General features: G+C 55.9%; 20 protein-coding genes, 2 tRNA genes and 2 rRNA genes. 11 read left to right on the top strand and 13 right to left on the bottom strand.

The window, feature by feature from the left end; all coding sequences use genetic code 11:
- Position 1 precedes the first annotated feature (1 nt).
- Positions 2-529: a ParB N-terminal domain-containing protein gene (locus CTT34_RS02110; RefSeq protein ID WP_159340839.1), complete on the bottom strand. Its 528-nt coding sequence runs from the start codon at positions 527-529 to the stop codon at positions 2-4.
- Between the two features lie 118 nt (positions 530-647).
- On the opposite strand from CTT34_RS02110, the gene CTT34_RS02105 reads away from it, so the two are divergent.
- On the top strand, positions 648-3,047 hold the full coding sequence (locus tag CTT34_RS02105; RefSeq protein ID WP_254436438.1) for a TOTE conflict system archaeo-eukaryotic primase domain-containing protein: 2,400 nt from the start codon (positions 648-650) through the stop codon (positions 3,045-3,047).
- A gap of 96 nt (positions 3,048-3,143) precedes the next feature.
- On the opposite strand, the gene CTT34_RS02100 is transcribed toward CTT34_RS02105, so the two are convergent.
- Both CTT34_RS02100 and CTT34_RS02095 read right to left on the bottom strand, forming a co-directional pair.
- Positions 3,144-3,437 (bottom strand): helix-turn-helix domain-containing protein, encoded by a 294-nt coding sequence (locus tag CTT34_RS02100; protein ID WP_159340838.1) that lies wholly within the window; start codon positions 3,435-3,437, stop codon positions 3,144-3,146.
- Positions 3,438-3,463: 26 nt separating this feature from the next.
- Positions 3,464-3,787 carry a type II toxin-antitoxin system RelE/ParE family toxin gene (locus tag CTT34_RS02095; protein ID WP_035565904.1) on the bottom strand — a complete coding sequence of 108 codons (324 nt, stop codon included), beginning with the start codon at positions 3,785-3,787 and terminating at the stop codon, positions 3,464-3,466.
- A gap of 1,048 nt (positions 3,788-4,835) precedes the next feature.
- Here CTT34_RS02095 and CTT34_RS02090 point away from each other — a divergent pair.
- Positions 4,836-5,780: a thioredoxin family protein gene (locus tag CTT34_RS02090; protein ID WP_159340837.1), complete on the top strand. Its 945-nt coding sequence runs from the start codon at positions 4,836-4,838 to the stop codon at positions 5,778-5,780.
- A gap of 21 nt (positions 5,781-5,801) precedes the next feature.
- On the opposite strand, the gene CTT34_RS02085 is transcribed toward CTT34_RS02090, so the two are convergent.
- Positions 5,802-6,965 carry a MalY/PatB family protein gene (locus CTT34_RS02085; RefSeq protein WP_159340836.1) on the bottom strand — a complete coding sequence of 388 codons (1,164 nt, stop codon included), beginning with the start codon at positions 6,963-6,965 and terminating at the stop codon, positions 5,802-5,804.
- A gap of 39 nt (positions 6,966-7,004) precedes the next feature.
- On the opposite strand from CTT34_RS02085, the gene CTT34_RS02080 reads away from it, so the two are divergent.
- Positions 7,005-7,436, top strand: coding sequence for a hypothetical protein (locus CTT34_RS02080; protein WP_159340835.1), 432 nt, complete (start codon positions 7,005-7,007; stop codon positions 7,434-7,436).
- Here the strand turns inward: CTT34_RS02080 and CTT34_RS02075 are convergent.
- Entirely contained in the window at positions 7,433-7,792 is a 360-nt protein-coding gene (locus tag CTT34_RS02075) for a hypothetical protein (RefSeq protein WP_159340834.1), read from the bottom strand. The two genes, CTT34_RS02080 and CTT34_RS02075, sit on opposite strands and share 4 nt — an antisense overlap.
- A 109-nt stretch (positions 7,793-7,901) precedes the next feature.
- On the opposite strand from CTT34_RS02075, the gene CTT34_RS02070 reads away from it, so the two are divergent.
- The 5 genes from CTT34_RS02070 (at position 7,902) to CTT34_RS02050 (ending at position 10,650) form a co-directional block, all read left to right on the top strand.
- Entirely contained in the window at positions 7,902-8,708 is an 807-nt protein-coding gene (locus tag CTT34_RS02070; protein WP_159340833.1) for a hypothetical protein, read from the top strand.
- Between the two features lie 66 nt (positions 8,709-8,774).
- On the top strand, positions 8,775-9,182 hold the full coding sequence (locus CTT34_RS02065) for an acyl-CoA thioesterase (protein ID WP_159340832.1): 408 nt from the start codon (positions 8,775-8,777) through the stop codon (positions 9,180-9,182).
- A 39-nt stretch (positions 9,183-9,221) separates the two neighbouring features.
- Positions 9,222-9,524, top strand: coding sequence for a hypothetical protein (locus CTT34_RS02060; protein WP_139528238.1), 303 nt, complete (start codon positions 9,222-9,224; stop codon positions 9,522-9,524).
- Positions 9,525-9,536: 12 nt separating this feature from the next.
- The gene (locus tag CTT34_RS02055; RefSeq protein WP_159340831.1) at positions 9,537-10,058 is read left to right on the top strand and encodes a DUF501 domain-containing protein; all 522 of its coding nucleotides are present in this window, start codon (positions 9,537-9,539) and stop codon (positions 10,056-10,058) included.
- A gap of 46 nt (positions 10,059-10,104) precedes the next feature.
- Entirely contained in the window at positions 10,105-10,650 is a 546-nt protein-coding gene (locus CTT34_RS02050) for an LOG family protein (RefSeq protein WP_159340830.1), read from the top strand.
- 17 nt (positions 10,651-10,667) lie between these two features.
- On the opposite strand, the gene CTT34_RS02045 is transcribed toward CTT34_RS02050, so the two are convergent.
- Together CTT34_RS02045 and CTT34_RS02040 are read right to left on the bottom strand one after the other, a co-directional pair.
- A complete protein-coding gene (locus CTT34_RS02045; RefSeq protein WP_159340829.1) occupies positions 10,668-11,174 on the bottom strand; it encodes a hypothetical protein in 507 nt (168 codons plus the stop codon).
- Between the two features lie 38 nt (positions 11,175-11,212).
- The gene (locus tag CTT34_RS02040; protein WP_159340828.1) at positions 11,213-11,707 is read right to left on the bottom strand and encodes a tetratricopeptide repeat protein; all 495 of its coding nucleotides are present in this window, start codon (positions 11,705-11,707) and stop codon (positions 11,213-11,215) included.
- Between the two features lie 249 nt (positions 11,708-11,956).
- Here CTT34_RS02040 and CTT34_RS02035 point away from each other — a divergent pair, with 249 nt between their 5' ends.
- Together CTT34_RS02035 and yaaA are read left to right on the top strand one after the other, a co-directional pair.
- A complete protein-coding gene (locus CTT34_RS02035; protein WP_159340827.1) occupies positions 11,957-12,988 on the top strand; it encodes an NADP(H)-dependent aldo-keto reductase in 1,032 nt (343 codons plus the stop codon).
- 123 nt (positions 12,989-13,111) lie between these two features.
- Positions 13,112-13,891: a peroxide stress protein YaaA gene (gene yaaA / locus CTT34_RS02030; protein WP_159340826.1), complete on the top strand. Its 780-nt coding sequence runs from the start codon at positions 13,112-13,114 to the stop codon at positions 13,889-13,891.
- A 2-nt stretch (positions 13,892-13,893) separates the two neighbouring features.
- Here yaaA and CTT34_RS02025 read toward each other — a convergent pair whose 3' ends face one another.
- Positions 13,894-14,469 (bottom strand): isochorismatase family protein, encoded by a 576-nt coding sequence (locus CTT34_RS02025; RefSeq protein WP_159340825.1) that lies wholly within the window; start codon positions 14,467-14,469, stop codon positions 13,894-13,896.
- A 142-nt stretch (positions 14,470-14,611) separates the two neighbouring features.
- Between CTT34_RS02025 and CTT34_RS02020 the strand changes: the two genes are divergently transcribed.
- Positions 14,612-15,460 (top strand): Tim44 domain-containing protein, encoded by an 849-nt coding sequence (locus CTT34_RS02020; protein WP_159340824.1) that lies wholly within the window; start codon positions 14,612-14,614, stop codon positions 15,458-15,460.
- 97 nt (positions 15,461-15,557) lie between these two features.
- On the opposite strand, the gene CTT34_RS02015 is transcribed toward CTT34_RS02020, so the two are convergent.
- The 5 genes from CTT34_RS02015 to CTT34_RS01995 all read right to left on the bottom strand — a co-directional run bounded on the left by CTT34_RS02015 (position 15,558) and on the right by CTT34_RS01995 (position 19,654).
- Complete coding sequence (locus CTT34_RS02015; protein WP_159340823.1) at positions 15,558-15,746, bottom strand: hypothetical protein; 189 nt, start codon at positions 15,744-15,746, stop codon at positions 15,558-15,560.
- 286 nt (positions 15,747-16,032) lie between these two features.
- Positions 16,033-16,148 (bottom strand): 5S ribosomal RNA (gene rrf / locus CTT34_RS02010).
- A 142-nt stretch (positions 16,149-16,290) separates the two neighbouring features.
- Positions 16,291-19,181, bottom strand: a 23S ribosomal RNA gene (locus CTT34_RS02005).
- 213 nt (positions 19,182-19,394) lie between these two features.
- A tRNA-Ala gene (locus CTT34_RS02000) sits at positions 19,395-19,470 on the bottom strand.
- Between the two features lie 107 nt (positions 19,471-19,577).
- Positions 19,578-19,654, bottom strand: a tRNA-Ile gene (locus CTT34_RS01995).
- Positions 19,655-19,660: the final 6 nt, after the last annotated feature.

The raw sequence follows: 19,660 nt of genomic DNA, 5'->3' as shown, positions 1-19,660 counted from the left end.
ATCACCGAGATTCCATGATTCGTTGCAGCTCAGACTTCCGCTGTCTTGAAACGGTAATACGCCGCCCTTTGAGACCCAGCAAGGTCTTGAGTTTACGTCGAGAAAGTTTGTTCGGCATTTCGATGCCATAGGTTTTACGCAGAGTGGTGGAGAGTTTATTTAGTTGACGATAAACATGCTCTCTCGCCTCAATGGCATCTGGACAGTGCATCAAGCTGTGGGTAATGAGTTCGAAGAGTGCGCCTTTCACCAAATGAATTTCATCATCGTTCGTGACCTGCACTGGAATAACTTCTTCGCTTTCCAGCAGGGCATTGGCAGCATGAAACGCTCGAAATCCACTGACCACTTCATAGTGTCTGGACACTTTTCGAACCGAAACAGGATGGTAGGCTAGCAAAGAATCGACCAATTCAGCATCGAGCCATGACGATAAAGGCATCTGATTAGTGACGGCAAGGTTGCCACGTTCGATCTCACCAAGCGCACCGGAAGGAGATTTGATCTTAGAGATTACTAACTTCGTCACAGCATGCCTCAATGGTTATGATTGTTGATGAACCATCATTTTATCAAAATGTGCACCCGTAAGGTTTTAAGGGCCACGAGGGAGGCTTTCAATGCGAGTGCTAGCAATAAGCTAGAATATGAGTGAGTTTTTCAAACCCGTTAATTCATGGGATCCGAACGGCTTCATGAAGCGCGAAGTAGGTATCCGAGTAGATCAAGAGCTCGCTGCTATTGAGCTGAGACTATCAGTGCTTGAGAAGGAAAAGGCTGACCTCCTTTCTCGGAAGGAAGAGCTGTATAGCTCTGCACACCGATGCGCTATACCTCCAGTAACTCCCGGCCAGAAAGTCGACGTATTCCGTAAGCTCTTTCGTGGCAGACAAGATGTCTATGCAAATCGCTGGCAGAGTTCTGGCGGCCGTTCCGGCTATGCTGTCGCCTGTGCGAATGAGTGGATGCCGGGCATCTGTCAGAAACCACGGATCAAGTGCGAAGAATGTCGACACAAAAATTTCAAGCCCCTCTATTTTGATGCAGTTTATGACCACCTGTCTGGCAAACATGTGACCGGCCTTTACCCTTTACTGCCGGATAGCTCTTGTTACTTGCTGGCGGCGGATTTTGATAAGGGGGACTGGAAAGCGGATGTTCGTGCACTAGCCCAGGTTTGTCGTGGTGAAAGCGTACCCTATCTTGTGGAGGTTTCTCGGTCCGGTGCGGGTGCCCATCTATGGGTTTTCTTTTCAGAAGCTGTTCAAGCTTCGTCAGCGAGGAGGTTGGGATTCAAATTGCTGGATAAGGCCATGGAGCTTCATCCAGGCTTATCCTTCGACTCTTATGACCGGCTATTTCCTAACCAAGACACCATGCCTGATGGTGGGTTTGGCAATCTGATTGCCCTGCCGCTTCAACACGAGGCGCGAAGTCGCGGATGCACCTTCTTCGTCGACGACAACTTTACGCCATACCCGGATCAATGGGCACTGCTCAGTCAGCAACAGACACTTTCATCAGCTCAGCTTGAAGAGCTGATCGGCAAGGAGGCTAATTCCGGTGTGACTGCAGATACTGTGTTGCCGTGGGAGTCAACGTTACCGGTTGATACAGGGAAGCTTTCTGGATGTCCTGAAAGCATCATGCTCATCCTGACCAGTCACATTTATATAAAGTTATCAGGCATTCCAGGAACATTGGCGGCACGAATAAAGCGAATGGCCAGCTTTGCTAATCCTGTATTTTTCAAAACACAGTCGCTTCGTTTCTCGACGCATGGCATCCCTCGCTACATATTATGCGCACATATTGAGCAAGGTTATCTTTCTATTCCCAGAGGCTGCTTGGATGAGCTTCAAGATCTGCTGCTGGAACAGGGAATCACGGTGGACATTGATGACCTTAGAGTATCAGGCCAGTTTTTACCTGAAGTCAGCCTAAAAGCAACGCTGCGTGGCGACCAGGACAAGGCGGTGCAGGCACTTGTCCAACACGATACCGGAATACTTCATGCGCCGACCGCTTTCGGTAAAACCGTAACGGCTATTGGCGTGATAACCAGGCGGCAAGTCAACACACTGATCCTCACGCACAGTCGTCAGCTACTTGATCAATGGAAGGAGCGACTCGACACCTTCCTTGAGGGGGCGCCCATCGGTGTAATTGGCGGCGGTAAAAAGAAACCTACTGGGCAGGTCGACGTTGCCACTTACCAAAGCTTGATCAATAAGAAAGACAATACGGTCTCGAAGCTGGTTAAGGAGTACGGGCAAGTCATCATCGATGAATGCCATCATATCTCAGCGCCACGTTACGAGATGTTGCTTAATGAGGTCAGCGCTCGATACGTCATTGGTTTGACAGCAACGCCTGATCGTCAGGATGGCCACCAAAAAATCATGTTGATGGTTGCAGGGCCCATTCGTCACAAAGCCCAGGCGCAACATAGTAACCGATTTATCCAACGCGTCATTGTTCGAGAGCATCACGAAACGCCACCCACCCACATCTGCCAGCCTAGTGAGCGGCCCCATATCGCATCGGTTTACCTTTGGCTTGCCCAGAGCAGCGCCCGAAATGAGGCCATTGTTCAGGATGTTGCAAGCTGTGCGCACAACCAAGCAAATTGCCTTGTGCTGACGGAACGACGAGAACATGCCGAGTCCTTGGCGACACTGTTGGATGCTGAATCCATATCGTCAGTTATCTTACGTGGTGGGATACGCGTCAAAGAGCGCCAGTCGGCAGAAAAAGAGTTGCATAGGGTTCAAGTCATCGTTGCAACCGGGAAATACATTGGAGAAGGCTTTGACTTGCCTCGACTGGACACCCTGTTTTTAGCTCTGCCCATCGCATGGAAAGGAACGCTGTCACAGTATGCAGGCAGACTCCATCGAGATACCGAAGGCAAACTAGAAGTAACTGTCTATGATTACTTGGATACTGGCCTGCCTATGCTTGAGCGAATGTTCCGAAAGCGTGAGAAAGGCTATAAGGCTATGGGGTATAAATTTATCGCTTCCGGGCAAACCAGATTGCTTTAGCCTTTGAGAGGCAGTCAGTCGTTAAAAGCTCATCAAGTGAACTGAGGCCAAGGATTTCTTCACTTGTCTAGCTGAACCCAGTTTATCTGGTCACTCTCAGGCGGCTACTTCCTTCTCGTCTTCAATCTCCAGTTCGAGATGGAAGTTAGCTGGCCCCGTCAGGTTGACCAAAGCATCGAGACTGAACTTATTAATCTGGCCGTTCAGCAAGTCGTTGAGGCGGGGTTGGGTGATTCCCAGACGATGTGCAGCCTCTTTCTGAGTAATATCCCACTCCCTTACACGGCCAGCAATCCTCGCCATGAGTTCGGAGCGCAGCCGCATGTTCAGCGCCTCTTCAGGAGTGTCCTCGATGGCGTCCCACACACTGTCGTAATACTCGATGGTCATTTTCTAACCTCGCTTGGTGGTTGGGCTCAGGGCAGCTCCTTGTATCGCTGCTTGCCCAAGTCGATGTCTTTTTTGGCGGTCTGCTGGGTTTTCTTCTGGAAGCAGTGGAGCACAAATACCGCGTCGCCCCGGTTGGCCACGTAGAAGACCCGAAAGGCGCCGTTGTGTTCCCGAATGCGGATTTCCATGACACCAGGGCCAACGCTTGGCATTGGGCGGAAATCGTCCGGCTGGCCTCCAGCCTGAATTTTGTCTATCTGAAACCCCGCTTCTCGCTTGGCGTCCAGAGAGAAATCGCGCAGCCGATCCTTCGAGTCTCCAACGAATGCAACAGGTTTCTTGCGCGCCACGCTGGCTCCTTGACTGCCATAAACTTATATCAGTTCAGATATAATAAACTCATCAATCGAATGCTTCAAGCTGCTTCCACTGTAGCCGTATCACCAATAAGAGGCCGTTGACTATTCGCACCTGGGTTGGCGGTCTCAATGACCAAATACAATATCTGAACCTCCGGTATGGTTTTGCCACGACTCACTGCTATTGCGACCTCTCTACTGAAGCCCGAGCCGCCATCATGCAGATGCGGGTTCACTACTAAATCCGAACCATCGCCCGACAATTGGAACATCCGCCCAGCGCCATCTCACGGGAACTGGCATACCAAACAATCCTTCTGACAAAACTTATGATGCCAGTCTCGCCGGTTTCAGAGTCCGGCTAACCCGCTGCCGACCTCAGAAGCAGCCTAACGGTCATTTATGCTGTAAATTTTACTTTTTATTTTGTGACACTCTTTAGCGTGCGAAATTGACCTTAAATTACCTAAATAGCATTTCAAAAACCGACGAAAACTCTTATATAGCAGCTACTTTGAACAAATAACAACAAATAAAGCAATGCTAAGAAAATCAAATCAATCCGGCTCATAACCCGAAGGTCATCGGTTCAAATCCGGTCCCCGCTACCAAACATAGAAAAAGCCGATTCTTTAGGGAATCGGCTTTTTTGTGCGTGTACGGTAAGCAATGCTTGGGGAAGCAGCTCGTCGGGCTCAGCTCTTTATCACCCCAGGAAGGTCATCGGTTCAAGTCCGCCCCCCGCTACCAAACATAGAAAAAGCCGATTCTTTCGAGAATCGGCTTTTTTGTGCGCATACGGTAAGCAATGCTTGTGGAAGCAGCTCGTCGGGCTCAGCTCTTTATCACCCCAGGAAGGTCATCGGTTTAAGTCCGACCCCCGCTACCAAACATAGAAAAAGCCGATTCTTTAGGGGAATAGGCTTTTTTGTGTGCGTTCTTCCGTCTCCGCGCTTTATTTCCCTTCACTTCCTTGAATCCCCGGGCGGCTGCCTGCATATCATGGAGCAACCTTTTCCATGCGATGCAGAGTTTACCCATGTCGATTATTGATCCCCGTACCGGCAACCCGATGACTGCCGACCCTGTCGCGAACACTGCCACGCCTACCGGTGGCGAGCGCCCCAGCGTGACGCGCGAAGAGGTCATCATTGAACTCAACGCGGGCAACATCCAGCAGGTATTAGAAGCCTCGATGCAGGTACCGGTGCTGCTGGATTGCTGGGCACCCTGGTGCGAGCCGTGTAAAAACCTGATGCCTGTGCTCGAGAAGCTGGCCATCGAGTACGGCGGTGCGTTTTTGCTGGCAACGCTAGATGTCGAAGCGAATCCAGAGATCGCAGGTCAGTTAGGCGTGCGCTCGGTGCCGGACGTGAAGCTGGTGAGCCAGGGAGGCTTGGTGGATAGCTTCCAGGGCGCTTTGCCAGAGAAAGAAGTACGCGAGTGGCTCAACCGCTACTTCCCCGCTCCCGGTGACGCGCCGCCCAGCCCCGAAGAGCAGGCAGAAGACGCCCTGAGCGCGGGCGATGCCGCAGGCGCGCGGGAAATTTACCAAACGCTGATGAGCCAATACCCGGAGCATTACGCGTACCACATTGGTTTTGCCAAAACGCTGGTGGCGGAGGGGCGCGGCGACGAAGCGCGAAGCGTGCTGGATAACCTGCCGCCAGAGGAGCGCGATGCAGCACCCGCTCGTGGCGTTCGCGCCAGCATCGAGTTCAGCGAACAGGCGCTCTCAGCGGAAGAGATTGCTGCGCTGGGTGATCGCACTGACAGCGAAGCGCAGTACCAGCGGGCGCTGCGCCAAGTGGCCGACGGTCAGTATGATGCCGGCCTCGACGCACTGCTGACGCTGATGAAGCAGGACCGCGCCTATAACGATGACGCGGCCCGCAAAACGCTACTACAGGTATTCGATGCGTTAGGGGCTGACCACCCTCTCACGGTCACCTATCGCCGCAAGCTGTTCGCCCTGCTCTATTGATAGCGCCTGACGAAGGCAACGTTACGCTTTTAACAGCGCATCCATCCGTGATAACGCCGCTTCCAGTTGGGAAGCGGTGGTGCCGAAATTGAGCCGCACGAACCCAGGGCAACCAAAAGCCGCCCCCTCAGAGAGTGCTACCCCTGCCTTTTTCAAAAGCGTTTGGGCAGGGGTCTCCCCCAAGCCCGCATCACGCATATCCAGCCACGCCAAATAGGTCGACTCTGGTGCGCTCAGCGACACGCCAGGCCAGGTTGCTACACGCGCTTCCAGCGCTGTCCGATGGCGGCGTAGAACGTCCAGCAGCGCTTGACGCCAGGGTTCGCCCTCGCGATACGCTGCCTCGGCAGCGACCAAGCCCAATACGTTGCCGTCCGGCAAAAAGCCTTTGGTAGCCTCGGTGAAACGGTGCCGCAACGTAGGGTCAGGAATGACCGCACAGGCGCTGGTGAGCCCGGCCAGATTGAACGTTTTCGAGGGTGCCCAGAGGGTAATCGTGCGCTTGGCCAGCTCAGGAAACAGCGCCGCCAGGGGGCGGTGGCGCGCGCCTTCATCCAGCAGCAAATCACAGTGCAGCTCGTCGGAGACCACCCATAAATCGTGGCGTTCGACCACGGCGGCGAGTTGCTCAAGTTCTCTCAGTGTCCATACGCGCCCGGTCGGGTTATGCGGATGACACCACAGCAGCAGCCGAGTCTGCGGGGTGATGGCCGCTTCCAGCGCCTCGATATCCAGCCGCCAAGGCTCGCCAGGGGCAGCAGGCTCCGCTAACATCGCCTGCTGCGCTAGCCGCCCGGTACGTTCGGCCACGGCCAGAAAGGGCGGGTAGATCGGCGCGATGGTGAGCACGCCCTCGCCAGGCTGAGTCAAGGCCATGGCGGCAAAGTGCAGTGCAGGCACCACGCCCGGCAGCCACTGCTGCCATTCGGGTTCAATGGACCACGCATAGTGATGAGCGCTCCATTGACACAGCGCCTCACTCAGCGTGGCGGGCACTTCGCCGTAGCCGTAAACGCCGTGAGCGACCCGTCGCTGGAGCGCGTCGATCACCGCGGGCGGCGAGTGAAAGTCCATATCGGCGACCCACAGCGGCAGCACGTCCGCCGCGTAGCGGTGCCACTTCTGCGAGGCATACTGTCCTTCGGGAGCGCGCCTTTCCACGGGCGTGGCAAAATCGAACGCCATAACACATCTCACTTATTTCTACGGGAGTAGACACTGAGCATGCCGCAAGATGACTTTTATACCAAGATGCGCGCAGGCCTCTCGGCGCTGTTGCGGCAATGGCGCTCGCTGGGAAAGGCGGATGCTGACCAGCTCGCGCTGATTTTGGCGGAAACCGCTAGGGTCGCCAAATTAGGCACTCCGGAGGCCACGCCAAGCGGAGCCACGCTGGAGCAGTGGAGCCAAGACCAGCAGGGCGAGATGCCCCTGTGGGCACCGCGCACGGCCGTTTTTCTCCTCAACCAAATGCCTGCTCGGCCTACCCCGCAAAGCGACGAGGAAGCCTGCGCCTGGGCCTACTGTTGGTTACGCAATCGCTCGTTCGATTCGCTGGAGGCGGCTCGTGCCGCGCTGCCCGGCCACCTCGTCGAGCCGCTCACCGAGGCGTTGGACGCTGCTTGGCGCGACCAGCAAGGGCTTCGACTGGTCTAGCGTCGCTTGCGCACGGGCGATTTTGGCTTGAAACCAGCCGGCTTGGTGGCCAGCCATTCGACGAAAGCGCGAATATCGGCATCGTCCTTGAGCGCCGCCAAACTGGCAAAGCGGTCGGCCAGTTCACGTTCGCTGTACAGCCGGTGAATGTGCTTATGGCACGGGTGGCACAGCCACACGATGGCCGTGAGCCGCTCCTCACGACTATGGCGCTTTTGATAACGCGGCTTGTTGTGCAGCGTTCTGGGAATGAGATGATGCTTGGTCAGCGGCGATGCGCGCTGACAAAGTTCGCAACCATCGGGCTTGGGCGGCGGGGAAAGCGCATGGGCGCCTGAGTCTGGAGAATGGGTCACGGCAGCAAGCCTCCCAAACGGATAATGATGAAACGGTGGTACATCCCCATTGCGCTAATAACCATTGCGCCATGTTCATGCCCCCATAATAACGAAAGGAAAACGCCCTATGGTAGACGTTCCACTCACTTGGCAACTGGCTAAGCTTGGCCTCTCCGTCAGCATGGTGCTGGGGTTGGGCACCGTCGCCGTGCGGGCTAGCCCCCGCATTGCTGGGCTGCTCTCGGGCTATCCGCTGGGCACGGCACTGGCGCTATTTTTTATCGGCTTGGAGATATCGCCTGCTTTTGCCACCCAAAGTGCCGTGCATACCCTAGCGGGATTCACGGCGACCATGGCGCTAGGCGCAGGGTATCTCATCACAGGCCGCCAGCCAGGCATCAAAGGGGTATTGGGCGGCGTGCTAGGGGGCTTTGCTGCGTGGCTGGCGGTCAGCACGCTGCTGGCCCAATTCAACTTCACGCGTCTTAGCGGTACGCTGGTCACCCTGTGCGCCATTGGTCTCTTTAGCTGGCTGTTTCGCACCATTCCAGATGTGAAGAGCACCGCCAGCAGCACCTTCTCTTGGCCCGCGCTGGTGGCACGGGCCGGACTCGCCACAGCCATCATTTTTGTCATCACGCGCATTGCCCACTGGCTGCCGCCCGAATGGGCTGGCACGCTGGCAGCGTTTCCCGTCACCATGCTGCCATTTTTACTGATTCTTCACGTGGGGCACGGTCACGCTCCCGTCGCTACGGTCATCAAGCACTACCCCATGGGCCTTGGTTCGCTACTCAGCTATACCCTATGCGTTTCTTATACTTATAGTACGCTGGGGCTATTCTGGGGAACGCTGGCGGGGTTTCTCGCCGCCACGCTGTGGCTACTTGGCTGGATGCAGTTGACGGCATGGCGCCAGCGCCGCAACACTTGACCAAGCGCTCGCTTGGGTTAATTCTGGAGCAGGGCTACTTCGCACACTAATAATAAGGATCACGTCATGTTTACTCGCACCATAGAACCGGCGTTTTACGATACGGATGCCTTGGGCCACATCAATAACACGCGCCTCCCCGCGTGGTTCGAGCTGGCGCGTAATGACCTGTTCAAACTCTTCACGCCCGACCTGAACCCCCAACAGTGGCGGTTGATCATGGCGCGCATGGAAGTGGACTACCGCGCTGAACTGTTTTACGGCCACGATATCGAAATCCGTACCTACTTGACCCGTTTGGGCAACAGCTCGTTTACCGTCACCCAGGAAGCCCGGCAGCATGGTACGCTAACCAACTTGGGGCACACGGTGATGGTGCAGTACGATCATCAGGAGAAGCGAGCCGTTCCTATCGAGGGCGCCCTGCGTGAGGCGTTGTTGGCGCATTTAGAGACGGCGCCCGCTTCCGCTTAATTCCCCCGCCTGACATGGTGGGGCCTTCCAGGAGTCACCATGGCCATCCGCTATAATCTCTGGATTGATCCGGACAACACGGCGCAGCACCGCGCCGTGGAAGCCGACTTGGAGCGCTATTTCATGGAGCGCTTCGCCGACTACCCGCATATCCGCTTGTTCGGTGCAGACCCGTACGATTATGATGCCCCGTTCAATCGACTTTACGACGTGCTGATGGCTCGCGCCGCCGAGTACTGCGAGGAGAAGTGGCGCTACGTCGCCTCTCCTGAACAGCTCAACCGCTGCTTTTTCCGCGCCGTTGGCCGTTCGACTAAATTTGTTCAAGACGACCGAAAGTGAGACGTTGACGCAATGGTAATTCGTACCGACCAAGCACCCGACGAGCGCCAGCTGGCGATCATTACTCAACAGCTCGGGCGAGCGCCTCGCGGTATCGAAGCCGTTGCAGCCACCGACGCCCAAGGTACGCCGCTCGTACTGCGGATGGCACCTATCGTGGATGGTAAACCTTTCCCGACGCTGTACTGGCTCTGCTCGGACCTGCTGAAAATCGAAATTTCGCGCATCGAAGCCGTGGGCGTGATCAAGTCCCTCGAGCAGCGTCTGCAGGAAGAGCCGGACTTCCTCGCCGCTTATCAGCAAAGTCATCGCGATTACGTCGATGCCCGCTGGCGCTCGATGAGCGAGGCTCAGCGCGAAGAAGTGGCTCGCCTGGGCTACACCGACGTACTCACCGAACGCGGTGTAGGCGGCATCAGTAACTGGCAGCAGGTGCGCTGTCTACACACCCAGTACGCTCACCATCTGTGCGGGAACAATGTCATCGGCCAGTGGATGGACGAACACTATGACGTTCAGCACTGCCTAGGCTAACGCCGCCCGCTTCTCTCTACCCCTCTGCGATAAGGACGCCCTGACGATGTCACGTATTTGTGTTTACCTCGGTTCTCGGGAAGGTAACAGCCCGGCCTTCCGGCAGGCCGCGCGCTCCCTTGGCAAGGCCCTTGGGCAGCGCGGCCACACCTTGGTCTATGGCGGTGCACGGGTCGGGCTCATGGGAGAGTTGGCCAATGCGGCTCTCGAGGCGGGCGGTCGCGTACTCGGCGTTATGCCGGATCACTTGGTCGAGCGCGAACAGGCACACTTTGGCTTAACGGAGCTGATTCGCGTCCCTAACATGCACGAGCGCAAAGCCACCATGGCGGCGAATGCCGATGCGTTCATTGCTCTACCGGGCGGGATTGGTACGTTCGAAGAACTATTCGAAATCTGGACGTGGGGCTACCTGGGGCTTCACGACAAACCGATGGGGCTGCTGGATACCGAAGGCTTTTACGCGCCGCTGCTGGCGTTTTTGGATAGCACGGTCAGCCACGGCTTTCTGGCCCAAACGACACGTGACATGCTGCTCGACGCTTCGACGCCAGAGCGTCTTTTAGAGGCGCTGGAAGCCCAGTTGGATTAACGAACGTCGAGCTACGATTAGGCTTTGAGAGTCAGTGTGCGAGTGCGCTGATAGGTAAGCTGGAGCAGTCGGGCATCTTCCCCTGCACGGTGGCGGTGGATGCCCCGTTCGGCCACGACGGACTCTTTGGTATCGCTCCACAGCGCCTGCTGCTCTTCACTGAGCAGGATGCGCAGCGCTTCCAGACGAAAACGGGGCAGCATGCCAGCGTGATGAAACAGTAACGACAGCCAGGTGTTATCGTAGCCCCAACTATCGCTATACGCCTTACCTAGTTCCCGCAGCTCATCGTTGAGCCACTGGGCCACTTGGCGCACCGGGTAACCCTCTTTCATCAGCCGCTCACGCGAAATGCCGTGCAGCAGTTCGGCTTTGGGATCCCAATGCACCCACTCATCCAACGGCTGAATAAGAAACGCGCAGCAGCTACCGTCGGCGCGGGCGATGCCCACTTCGATCGGGTAGCTGCCGCGCCCGAATCCGGACGCTTCGATATCTAGCACTGTAGGTAGCGTCTCGGACACTGATTTCCTCTTTTCTGTCTCGCCACCGGATACGGGGCTCAGGCGGCGGCCATTTCCACCGCAGGCTGCCGTTCGGCCATGCGCTGCCAGTAGTCGGCTTGCTCATGGTCCACTGCTAAGCCTAGCTCACCCAAGCGGTAGGCACGCGCCAAACGCTCCGCAGCCAGGTAGTGGCCTGCCTGCGCCGCACGGGCGTACCAAGTCACCGCATAATCTTCACGGCGGGGATACTGCACACAGCCGTGTTCATGAATTTGTGCCACCTGATACTGCGACTTTACATCGCCTGCCTGGGCCGCTTCCAGTACGTAGCGTGCGCCACGCGCCTTGTCCTGTGGAGACAAGCTGCGGTGAAACAACATGTGTCCATAAATGGACTGTGCATCCGGGTGCCCCGCTTCGGCACACCGCTTGAACAGTCGCATGGTGAGGCGCTGCGTACGCGGTGAACGCGGGAGTAACCAACGGGTGTGAAACAGCTGCTCGGCTAGACGAAATTCCAACCGGGTAAACAACGATGATGCCTGCGGCATGGCAAACCACCCTGCCTATCTGTTGAGACCTTCGGCTAACCATCTCACCTTCCACGACGGCTAACCATGCGATAAACCGGCGCTTGGCCGGTCGATGGGCTGGCAAGCATACGCCTGCCTTCGCCCCGACTCAACCCTCTTGATTTGCTGCTTTTGTAGACCCTCGCTAACATGCCTTCCACAGGCTGGTAATGGCGATTGGCATCGCTCACTTTCCAGCAACGTTTTCGCCCACGCGAGGAGACAACCATGCAAACGCGCCCACTGGGTAGAACCGGAATGGAGGTCAGCCGACTGTGTCTAGGCACCATGACGTTTGGTGAACAGAACAGCGAAGCTGAGGCTCATGAACAGCTCGACCGCGCAGTAGCGTTTGGTATTAACTTTATCGACACGGCGGAGATGTACCCCGTTCCGCCAAAGGCGGAAACCCAAGGGTTAACGGAAGCCTATATCGGCAGCTGGTTAAAAGCCCGAGGCGCTCGCGACGATGTGATCATTGCCACCAAAGCGGCAGGGCCAGGTTTAGAACATATTCGCGGCGGCCCTAAAATGAGCCGCGACCACCTCCACCAGGCCATCGATACCAGCCTGGAGCGCCTGCAAACGGACTACGTCGATCTGTACCAGTTGCACTGGCCCGACCGTCACACCAACTTTTTTGGCAAGCTCGGCTACACTCATGCGGAGCAGGAAGACGCCACCCCGCTGGAAGAGACGCTCTCCGCTCTGAAAGAGCTCGTCGATGCCGGTAAGATTCGCGCCGTCGGTCTATCCAATGAAACGCCCTGGGGCGTCATGCGAATGCTGCAGCTCTCAGACCAGCTGGGCCTGCCACGCGTTGCCTCCATCCAAAATCCTTATAACCTGCTGAACCGTTCGTTCGAAGTGGGCTTGGCAGAAATTGCCCATCGCGAAGACGTCGGGTTACTGGCTTACTCTCCGCTGGGGTTTGGCGTGCTGTCCGGGAAGTACCTCAACGGCGCCCAGCCGCCAAAGGGCCGCTTGACGCTCTATGAGCGCTTCAAGCGCTACACATCACCCGAAGCCGAGGCCGCGACACACGCCTACGTCGATCTGGCCAAAGCGCATGGGCTCGACCCCGCGCAAATGGCGCTGGCATTCGTCAATTCACGCAGCTTTCTGACCAGCAATATCATTGGGGCCACGACGATGGAGCAGCTGGAGAGCAACCTCGCCAGTGAGAGCCTGAAGCTCGACGACGACGTTTTGACCGCCATCGACGATATCCATCGTCGCATGCCGAATCCCTGCCCCTAACGGCTCCTATCGTGTCGATAGCCTCGGCCGCCGCCGAGGCTTGATATAATCTTGCTAGCTATTTAGTGGTCGCATCTCATGCCGAGAAGCGACCCTCTTTTGTCACGGCACAAGGAGCACGCCATGCTGAGCGTTATTTCCCCCGCCAAAACGCTGGATTTTGAAACACCCCCGACGACCCAGAAGGTCAGCCAGCCAGATTTTCTCGAGTACAGCCAGCCGCTGATCGATATCTTACGCGGTTACTCTCCTCAGCAAATCAGCGACCTAATGGGCATCAGCGACAAACTAGCAGGCCTGAACGCGGCTCGCTTTGCCGAGTGGCAGCCACCCTTTTCGTTGGACAACGCCAAACCCGCCGTGCAGGCATTTCAGGGAGACGTCTACACTGGCCTGGAAGCCGAAACCTTCAGCGATGCAGACAATCGGTTTGCCCAGCAGCATTTGCGCATTCTATCGGGCCTCTATGGTTTGCTCCGCCCGCTGGACTTGATCCAAGCCTACCGTCTGGAAATGGGTACCAAACTGCCCAACGACGCAGGCAAGGATCTTTACGCCTATTGGAAGCCGATCCTGACGCCTGCCCTGAATAGCGCGATCGCCGAGAGTGGGTCGAAGGTACTCGTAAACCTAGCCTCCAACGAATACTTCAAAGCCATCGAAGCGAAAAAACTGGATGCCCGAGTGGTGACTCCCGTCTTCAAGGATGAGAAAAACGGCACGTTCAAAATCATCAGTTTCTATGCGAAAAAAGCGAGGGGGTTGATGAGCGCCTGGATCATTCGGCAGCAGATCAATGACCCCAACGCGCTCAAAGATTTCGATGTGGCAGGCTACCGCTTTGATGCCGCCGCTTCCGAAGGCGATACGCTCGTATTCACTCGTCGCGAAACGGAGCGTTAAGGTTAATAAAATGTGACCGTTTGCGCCGATCTTGGCTTTAAATACCGGCGGTGAATCTCTTTAAAGGTGGCCGTATCGCAGCAGTGTAGCCATTCATAGGCCACCATATCGGCAGACACCGCCACCGCCCCCTGGGCACAGGCACGCTCGCGCGCAAGACGCGCCTCTTCGGGACGGCGGCTGGCGGCCCCTTCACTCAGCCAAAACACCTCATACCCTGCCGCTAACAGGCCCAGTGCACTTTGCAATACGCAAATATGGGCTTCCGTGCCGCACACCACGACCTGGCTGCGGCCCAACGCTGCCAGCGCCTGCGAAAACGCGGGCTCCTCGGTCACGCTAAAGTGTCGCTTCTGCCATGTCGTATGTGTGTCCAAGCTCTCCAGCAGGGTCGCTGCGGTCCCGCCTAGTCGCTCGGGATACTGCTCGGTGAGCCATACGGGCACCTGCAACTGGTTGGCGATACCTGCCAGCCAAGCCGCCTCTCCAAGAGCCGCCTCACCGCCTTCGATCACGGGCAATAAACCCGCCTGAAAATCGATCATCAACAAGATGCTTCGAGCCTGATCTAAACGCACTTTTTGCTCCTTTTTTTGTCTTTATAGTGACTCTCACCATCACCTAGGCGAGGTATTACACGGTAAACTGATGGCCCACCCTTTTCTATCTGCTTCGCACTGAAGCAGTTGGCATTACCTGCATCCTCATTGGAGAATCAACATGTTAAGGCAATTCTTTGTCATGCTATTGGTGAGCGTTATGGGCGTTAGCGCCGCCATCGAACACGCGGAGGCACGCCGCCTAGGCGGTGGTAGCAGCATGGGTAGCGTGTCACGCTCCGCTGACCGACCGGCTAGCACGCCCGCACAGCAACAGGCCCAAAGCACCCAGCAGGGCGCAGGCGCCGCCACCGCTGCTCGCCGTGGAGGTATGGGTGGCATGATGGGCGGCCTACTGGCAGGCGGCTTGCTGGCAGCGCTCTTCTTCGGTGGTGCGTTTGACGAGCTGCGTCTGATGGATCTGCTCGTCATGGTAGGCGTCGCTGCGCTGGCGATCTTCGCTTTCCGCGCCTTCATGCGTCAGCGTCGTCCTGCATCCGCCCACCCGGCAGGCTATCAGCGCGAACGCCAAGAGACTCAGTACACCCCAAACAACGTCACAGCGTCTCCAGGCAGCTTAGCCAGTGGCTTACAAAGCACACCGGCTTGGTTTGACAAGGAGCGTTTTCTAGGCGGTGCCAAAGAGCATTTCATGACGCTGCAGCGTGCTTGGGATAATAACGACTTCAATCAAATCCAGGAGTACGTGACGCCAGAGCTCTACAACCTGCTTCGCCAGGAGCGCGCCGAGCAGCCTGCCAATAATCGCACTGAGATCGTGCGACTGTTTGCAGAGCTTGGCGATATCAATGAGTACGATGGCCACGCCGAAGCCACCGTCATCTTCCACGGTATTTTGGAAGAGAACGGTGAGCAAACCGAGTTCAACGAAACGTGGCACTTGACGCGTGCCATGCGCGATCAGGCACCTTGGTATCTACAGGGTATCGAGCAAAACCCAGGTGCATGACCAAACTACTTTCCAAGCCTTAAAACGCAAAACAGCCGCTTCTAAGCGGCTGTTTTTATATCGGTAGCATATCGATACGCTGCAAAGAGTCGTTTTCTTACTCCTCTGCAGACTCTTCGATATTCTCACCCATGTCCTCTAGGCTTTCGCCTGCATCTTCCATGCTCTCATCGATGTTTTCACCTGCTTCTTCGGCAGGGCCCTGGTTATCACAGGCAGCTAAACCGCCCATCATCATGGCCATCAGTAGCGCAACCGCTAGCTTCTTCATCAATGGGGTACTCATATCGCGTCTCCTCCTGAGATGCTGCTTAAATGATAGGTACCCGCTCATACTAGTTGCTCGGCAGCCCTGCCGCCACCAAAGAGCAGTAACTCCCTGTTATTTATTTTTTTAAAACAGTCGTTTCAAGGAAACTTTGTGCACCCGTGGCGTCACTTTTCAATGCTTGGACATTCGGAAGGCACAGCCCAAAAGCCCCGAGCACAGGGTGCCCGGGGCTGGTCATGGCGCGCTTTCGAGCGCGCAACAAAAAACCCAGCCTATTGGCTGGGTTCTTTGCGGTATAAGTGCCTGACGATGACCTACTCTCGCATGGGGAGACCCCACACTACCATCGGCGCTAAGCGGTTTCACTTCTGAGTTCGGCAAGGGATCAGGTGGTTCACGCGTGCTATGGTCGTCAGGCGTAACAGGTAATGCATATCATGCTGAGTGTTGTGTGATCGTCTCTTGTCCGCTAGCGCCTTGGCTGGCGGATGCGTATCCGGTTCTCTGAGTGGCGATCCACTCGATCGTTATCATCGCGACCAGACCCCTTGGGTGTTATAGGGTCAAGCCTCACGGGCCATTAGTACACGTTAGCTCAACGCCTTGCAGCGCTTCCACACCGTGCCTATCAACCAGCTGGTCTCGCTGGGCCCTTTAGGAGGCTCTAGGCCTCAGGGATGTCTCATCTTGAAGGGGGCTTCCCGCTTAGATGCTTTCAGCGGTTATCCCGTCCGACCATAGCTACCCGGCAATGCCACTGGCGTGACAACCGGAACACCAGAGGGTCGTCCACTCCGGTCCTCTCGTACTAGGAGCAGCTCTTCTCAAACATCCAACGCCCACGGCAGATAGGGACCGAACTGTCTCACGACGTTCTAAACCCAGCTCGCGTACCACTTTAAATGGCGAACAGCCATACCCTTGGGACCGACTTCAGCCCCAGGATGTGATGAGCCGACATCGAGGTGCCAAACACCGCCGTCGATGTGAACTCTTGGGCGGTATCAGCCTGTTATCCCCGGAGTACCTTTTATCCGTTGAGCGATGGCCCTTCCATACAGAACCACCGGATCACTAGAACCTGCTTTCGCACCTGCTCGACGTGTCTGTCTCGCAGTCAAGCACCCTTATGCTCTTGCACTCATTGCACGATGTCCGACCGTGCTGAGGGTACCTTCGTGCTCCTCCGTTACGCTTTGGGAGGAGACCGCCCCAGTCAAACTACCCACCACACACTGTCCTCGATCCGGATAACGGACCTGAGTGAGAACGCCAATGATGCCAGGCTGGTATTTCAAGGTTGGCTCCACCCGAACTGGCGTCCGGGTTTCAAAGCCTCCCAGCTATCCTACACAGGCAACATCAGCGTCCAGTGTGAAGCTATAGTAAAGGTTCACGGGGTCTTTCCGTCTAGCCGCGGGTACACCGCATCTTCACGGCGATTTCAATTTCACTGAGTCTCGGGTGGAGACAGCGTGGCCATCATTACGCCATTCGTGCAGGTCGGAACTTACCCGACAAGGAATTTCGCTACCTTAGGACCGTTATAGTTACGGCCGCCGTTTACCGGGGCTTCGATCAAGAGCTTCGGCCGAGGCCTAACACCATCACTTAACCTTCCGGCACCGGGCAGGCGTCACACCCTATACGTCCGCTTGCGCGTTAGCAGAGTGCTGTGTTTTTACTAAACAGTTGCAGCCACCTGGTATCTTCGACCGGTTCGGGCTCGGGGAGCAAGTCCCATTACCCTACGCCGGCGTGCCTTCTCCCGAAGTTACGGCACCATTTTGCCTAGTTCCTTCACCCGAGTTCTCTCAAGCGCCTTGGGATTCTCACCCTGACCACCTGTGTCGGTTTGGGGTACGGTCGCACATGATCTGAAGCTTAGAGGCTTTTCCTGGAAGCGTGGCATCAATGACTTCCGGACCGTGGTCCGTTCGTTTCGTGTCTCGGCCTTAGCGTCCCGGATTTACCTAAGACACCAGCCTACTCACTTTCACCAGGACAACCAACGCCTGGCTCACCTAGCCTTCTCCGTCCCCCCATCGCAATCATGTCCGGTACGGGAATATTGACCCGTTTCCCATCGACTACGCCTTTCGGCCTCGCCTTAGGGGCCGACTCACTCTGCTCCGATTAGCGTCGAACAGAAACCCTTGGTCTTCCGGCGAGGGAGTTTTTCACTCCCTTTATCGTTACTCATGTCAGCATTCGCACTCGTGATACCTCCAGCATGCTTCTCAACACACCTTCATTGGCTTACACGACGCTCCTCTACCGCTCATCCAGAGGATGAACCCGTAGCTTCGGTACCTGGTTTAGCCCCGTTACATCTTCCGCGCAGGCCGACTCGACTAGTGAGCTATTACGCTTTCTTTAAAGGATGGCTGCTTCTAAGCCAACCTCCTAGCTGTCTGAGCCTTCCCACATCGTTTCCCACTTAACCAGGATTTGGGGACCTTAGCTGACGGTCTGGGTTGTTTCCCTTTTCACGACGGACGTTAGCACCCGCCGTGTGTCTCCCACGCTCGCACTCACCGGTATTCGGAGTTTGCCTCGGGTTGGTAAGTCGGGATGACCCCCTAGCCGAAACAGTGCTCTACCCCCGGCGGTGATACGTGAGGCGCTACCTAAATAGCTTTCGAGGAGAACCAGCTATCTCCGAGCTTGATTAGCCTTTCACTCCGATCCACAAGTCATCCAAATCTTTTTCAACAGATCCTGGTTCGGGCCTCCAATTGATGTTACTCAATCTTCACCCTGCTCATGGATAGATCGCTCGGTTTCGGGTCTATATCCAGCGACTGTGTCGCCCAGTTAAGACTCGGTTTCCCTACGGCTCCCCTATACGGTTAACCTCGCCACTGAATATAAGTCGCTGACCCATTATACAAAAGGTACGCAGTCACGGAACAAGTCCGCTCCTACTGCTTGTACGCACACGGTTTCAGGATCTATTTCACTCCCCTCTCCGGGGTTCTTTTCGCCTTTCCCTCACGGTACTGGTTCACTATCGGTCAGCCAGGAGTATTTAGCCTTGGAGGATGGTCCCCCCGTCTTCAGTCAAGGTTTCTCGTGCCCCGACCTACTCGATTTCACATGATCAGATTTTCGGCTACGGGGCTATCACCCACTATGGCCACGCTTCCCAGCGTATTCGCCTAATCAGTCACATGCTTAAGGGCTGGTCCCCGTTCGCTCGCCGCTACTAGGGGAATCTCGGTTGATTTCTTTTCCTCAGGGTACTTAGATGTTTCAGTTCCCCTGGTTCGCCTCCTACGCCTATGTATTCAGCGTAGGATACTCAGCTGATGCTGAGTGGGTTTCCCCATTCAGAGATGTCCGGGTCACAGGTCGTTTGCCACCTCACCGAACCTTATCGCAGGCTACCACGTCTTTCATCGCCTCTGGCTGCCTAGGCATCCACCGTGTGCGCTTCATTGCTTGACCCTATAACCCGAAGGGGTCTGGTATCTCGCAATGACAACGATTGCCGGATACGCTTGAGACGTATCACTTAACAATTACGTATGAACGTTTCAACAAACGTTCATGTCAGCATGATATACATTGTTAAAGAGCGACTGTTCAGTGAACAGTGATAAGGCAACGCTGATGCGTCTGACTTATCAATGGTCACAAAACAACAAACGGTGTCGAGAATGGTGGAGCCAAGCGGGATCGAACCGCTGACCTCCTGCGTGCAAGGCAGGCGCTCTCCCAGCTGAGCTATGGCCCCATCTGACCACACTGACCTCTCGGTAATTTTATGTCTCACAAGGCATGCCATGGCACCGCATAGTCTGACTATACAAAGCACATGATCATGATGTGTTCGATAAAATTTGGTGGGTCTGGGCAGACTTGAACTGCCGACCTCACCCTTATCAGGGGTGCGCTCTAACCAACTGAGCTACAGACCCAAGAGG

The sequence above is a fragment of the Halomonas meridiana genome (assembly GCF_009846525.1).
GTDB lineage: Bacteria > Pseudomonadota > Gammaproteobacteria > Pseudomonadales > Halomonadaceae > Vreelandella.
Note: the sequence above shows the minus strand (reverse complement) of the source record. Positions and strands in the feature narration are given on the sequence as shown.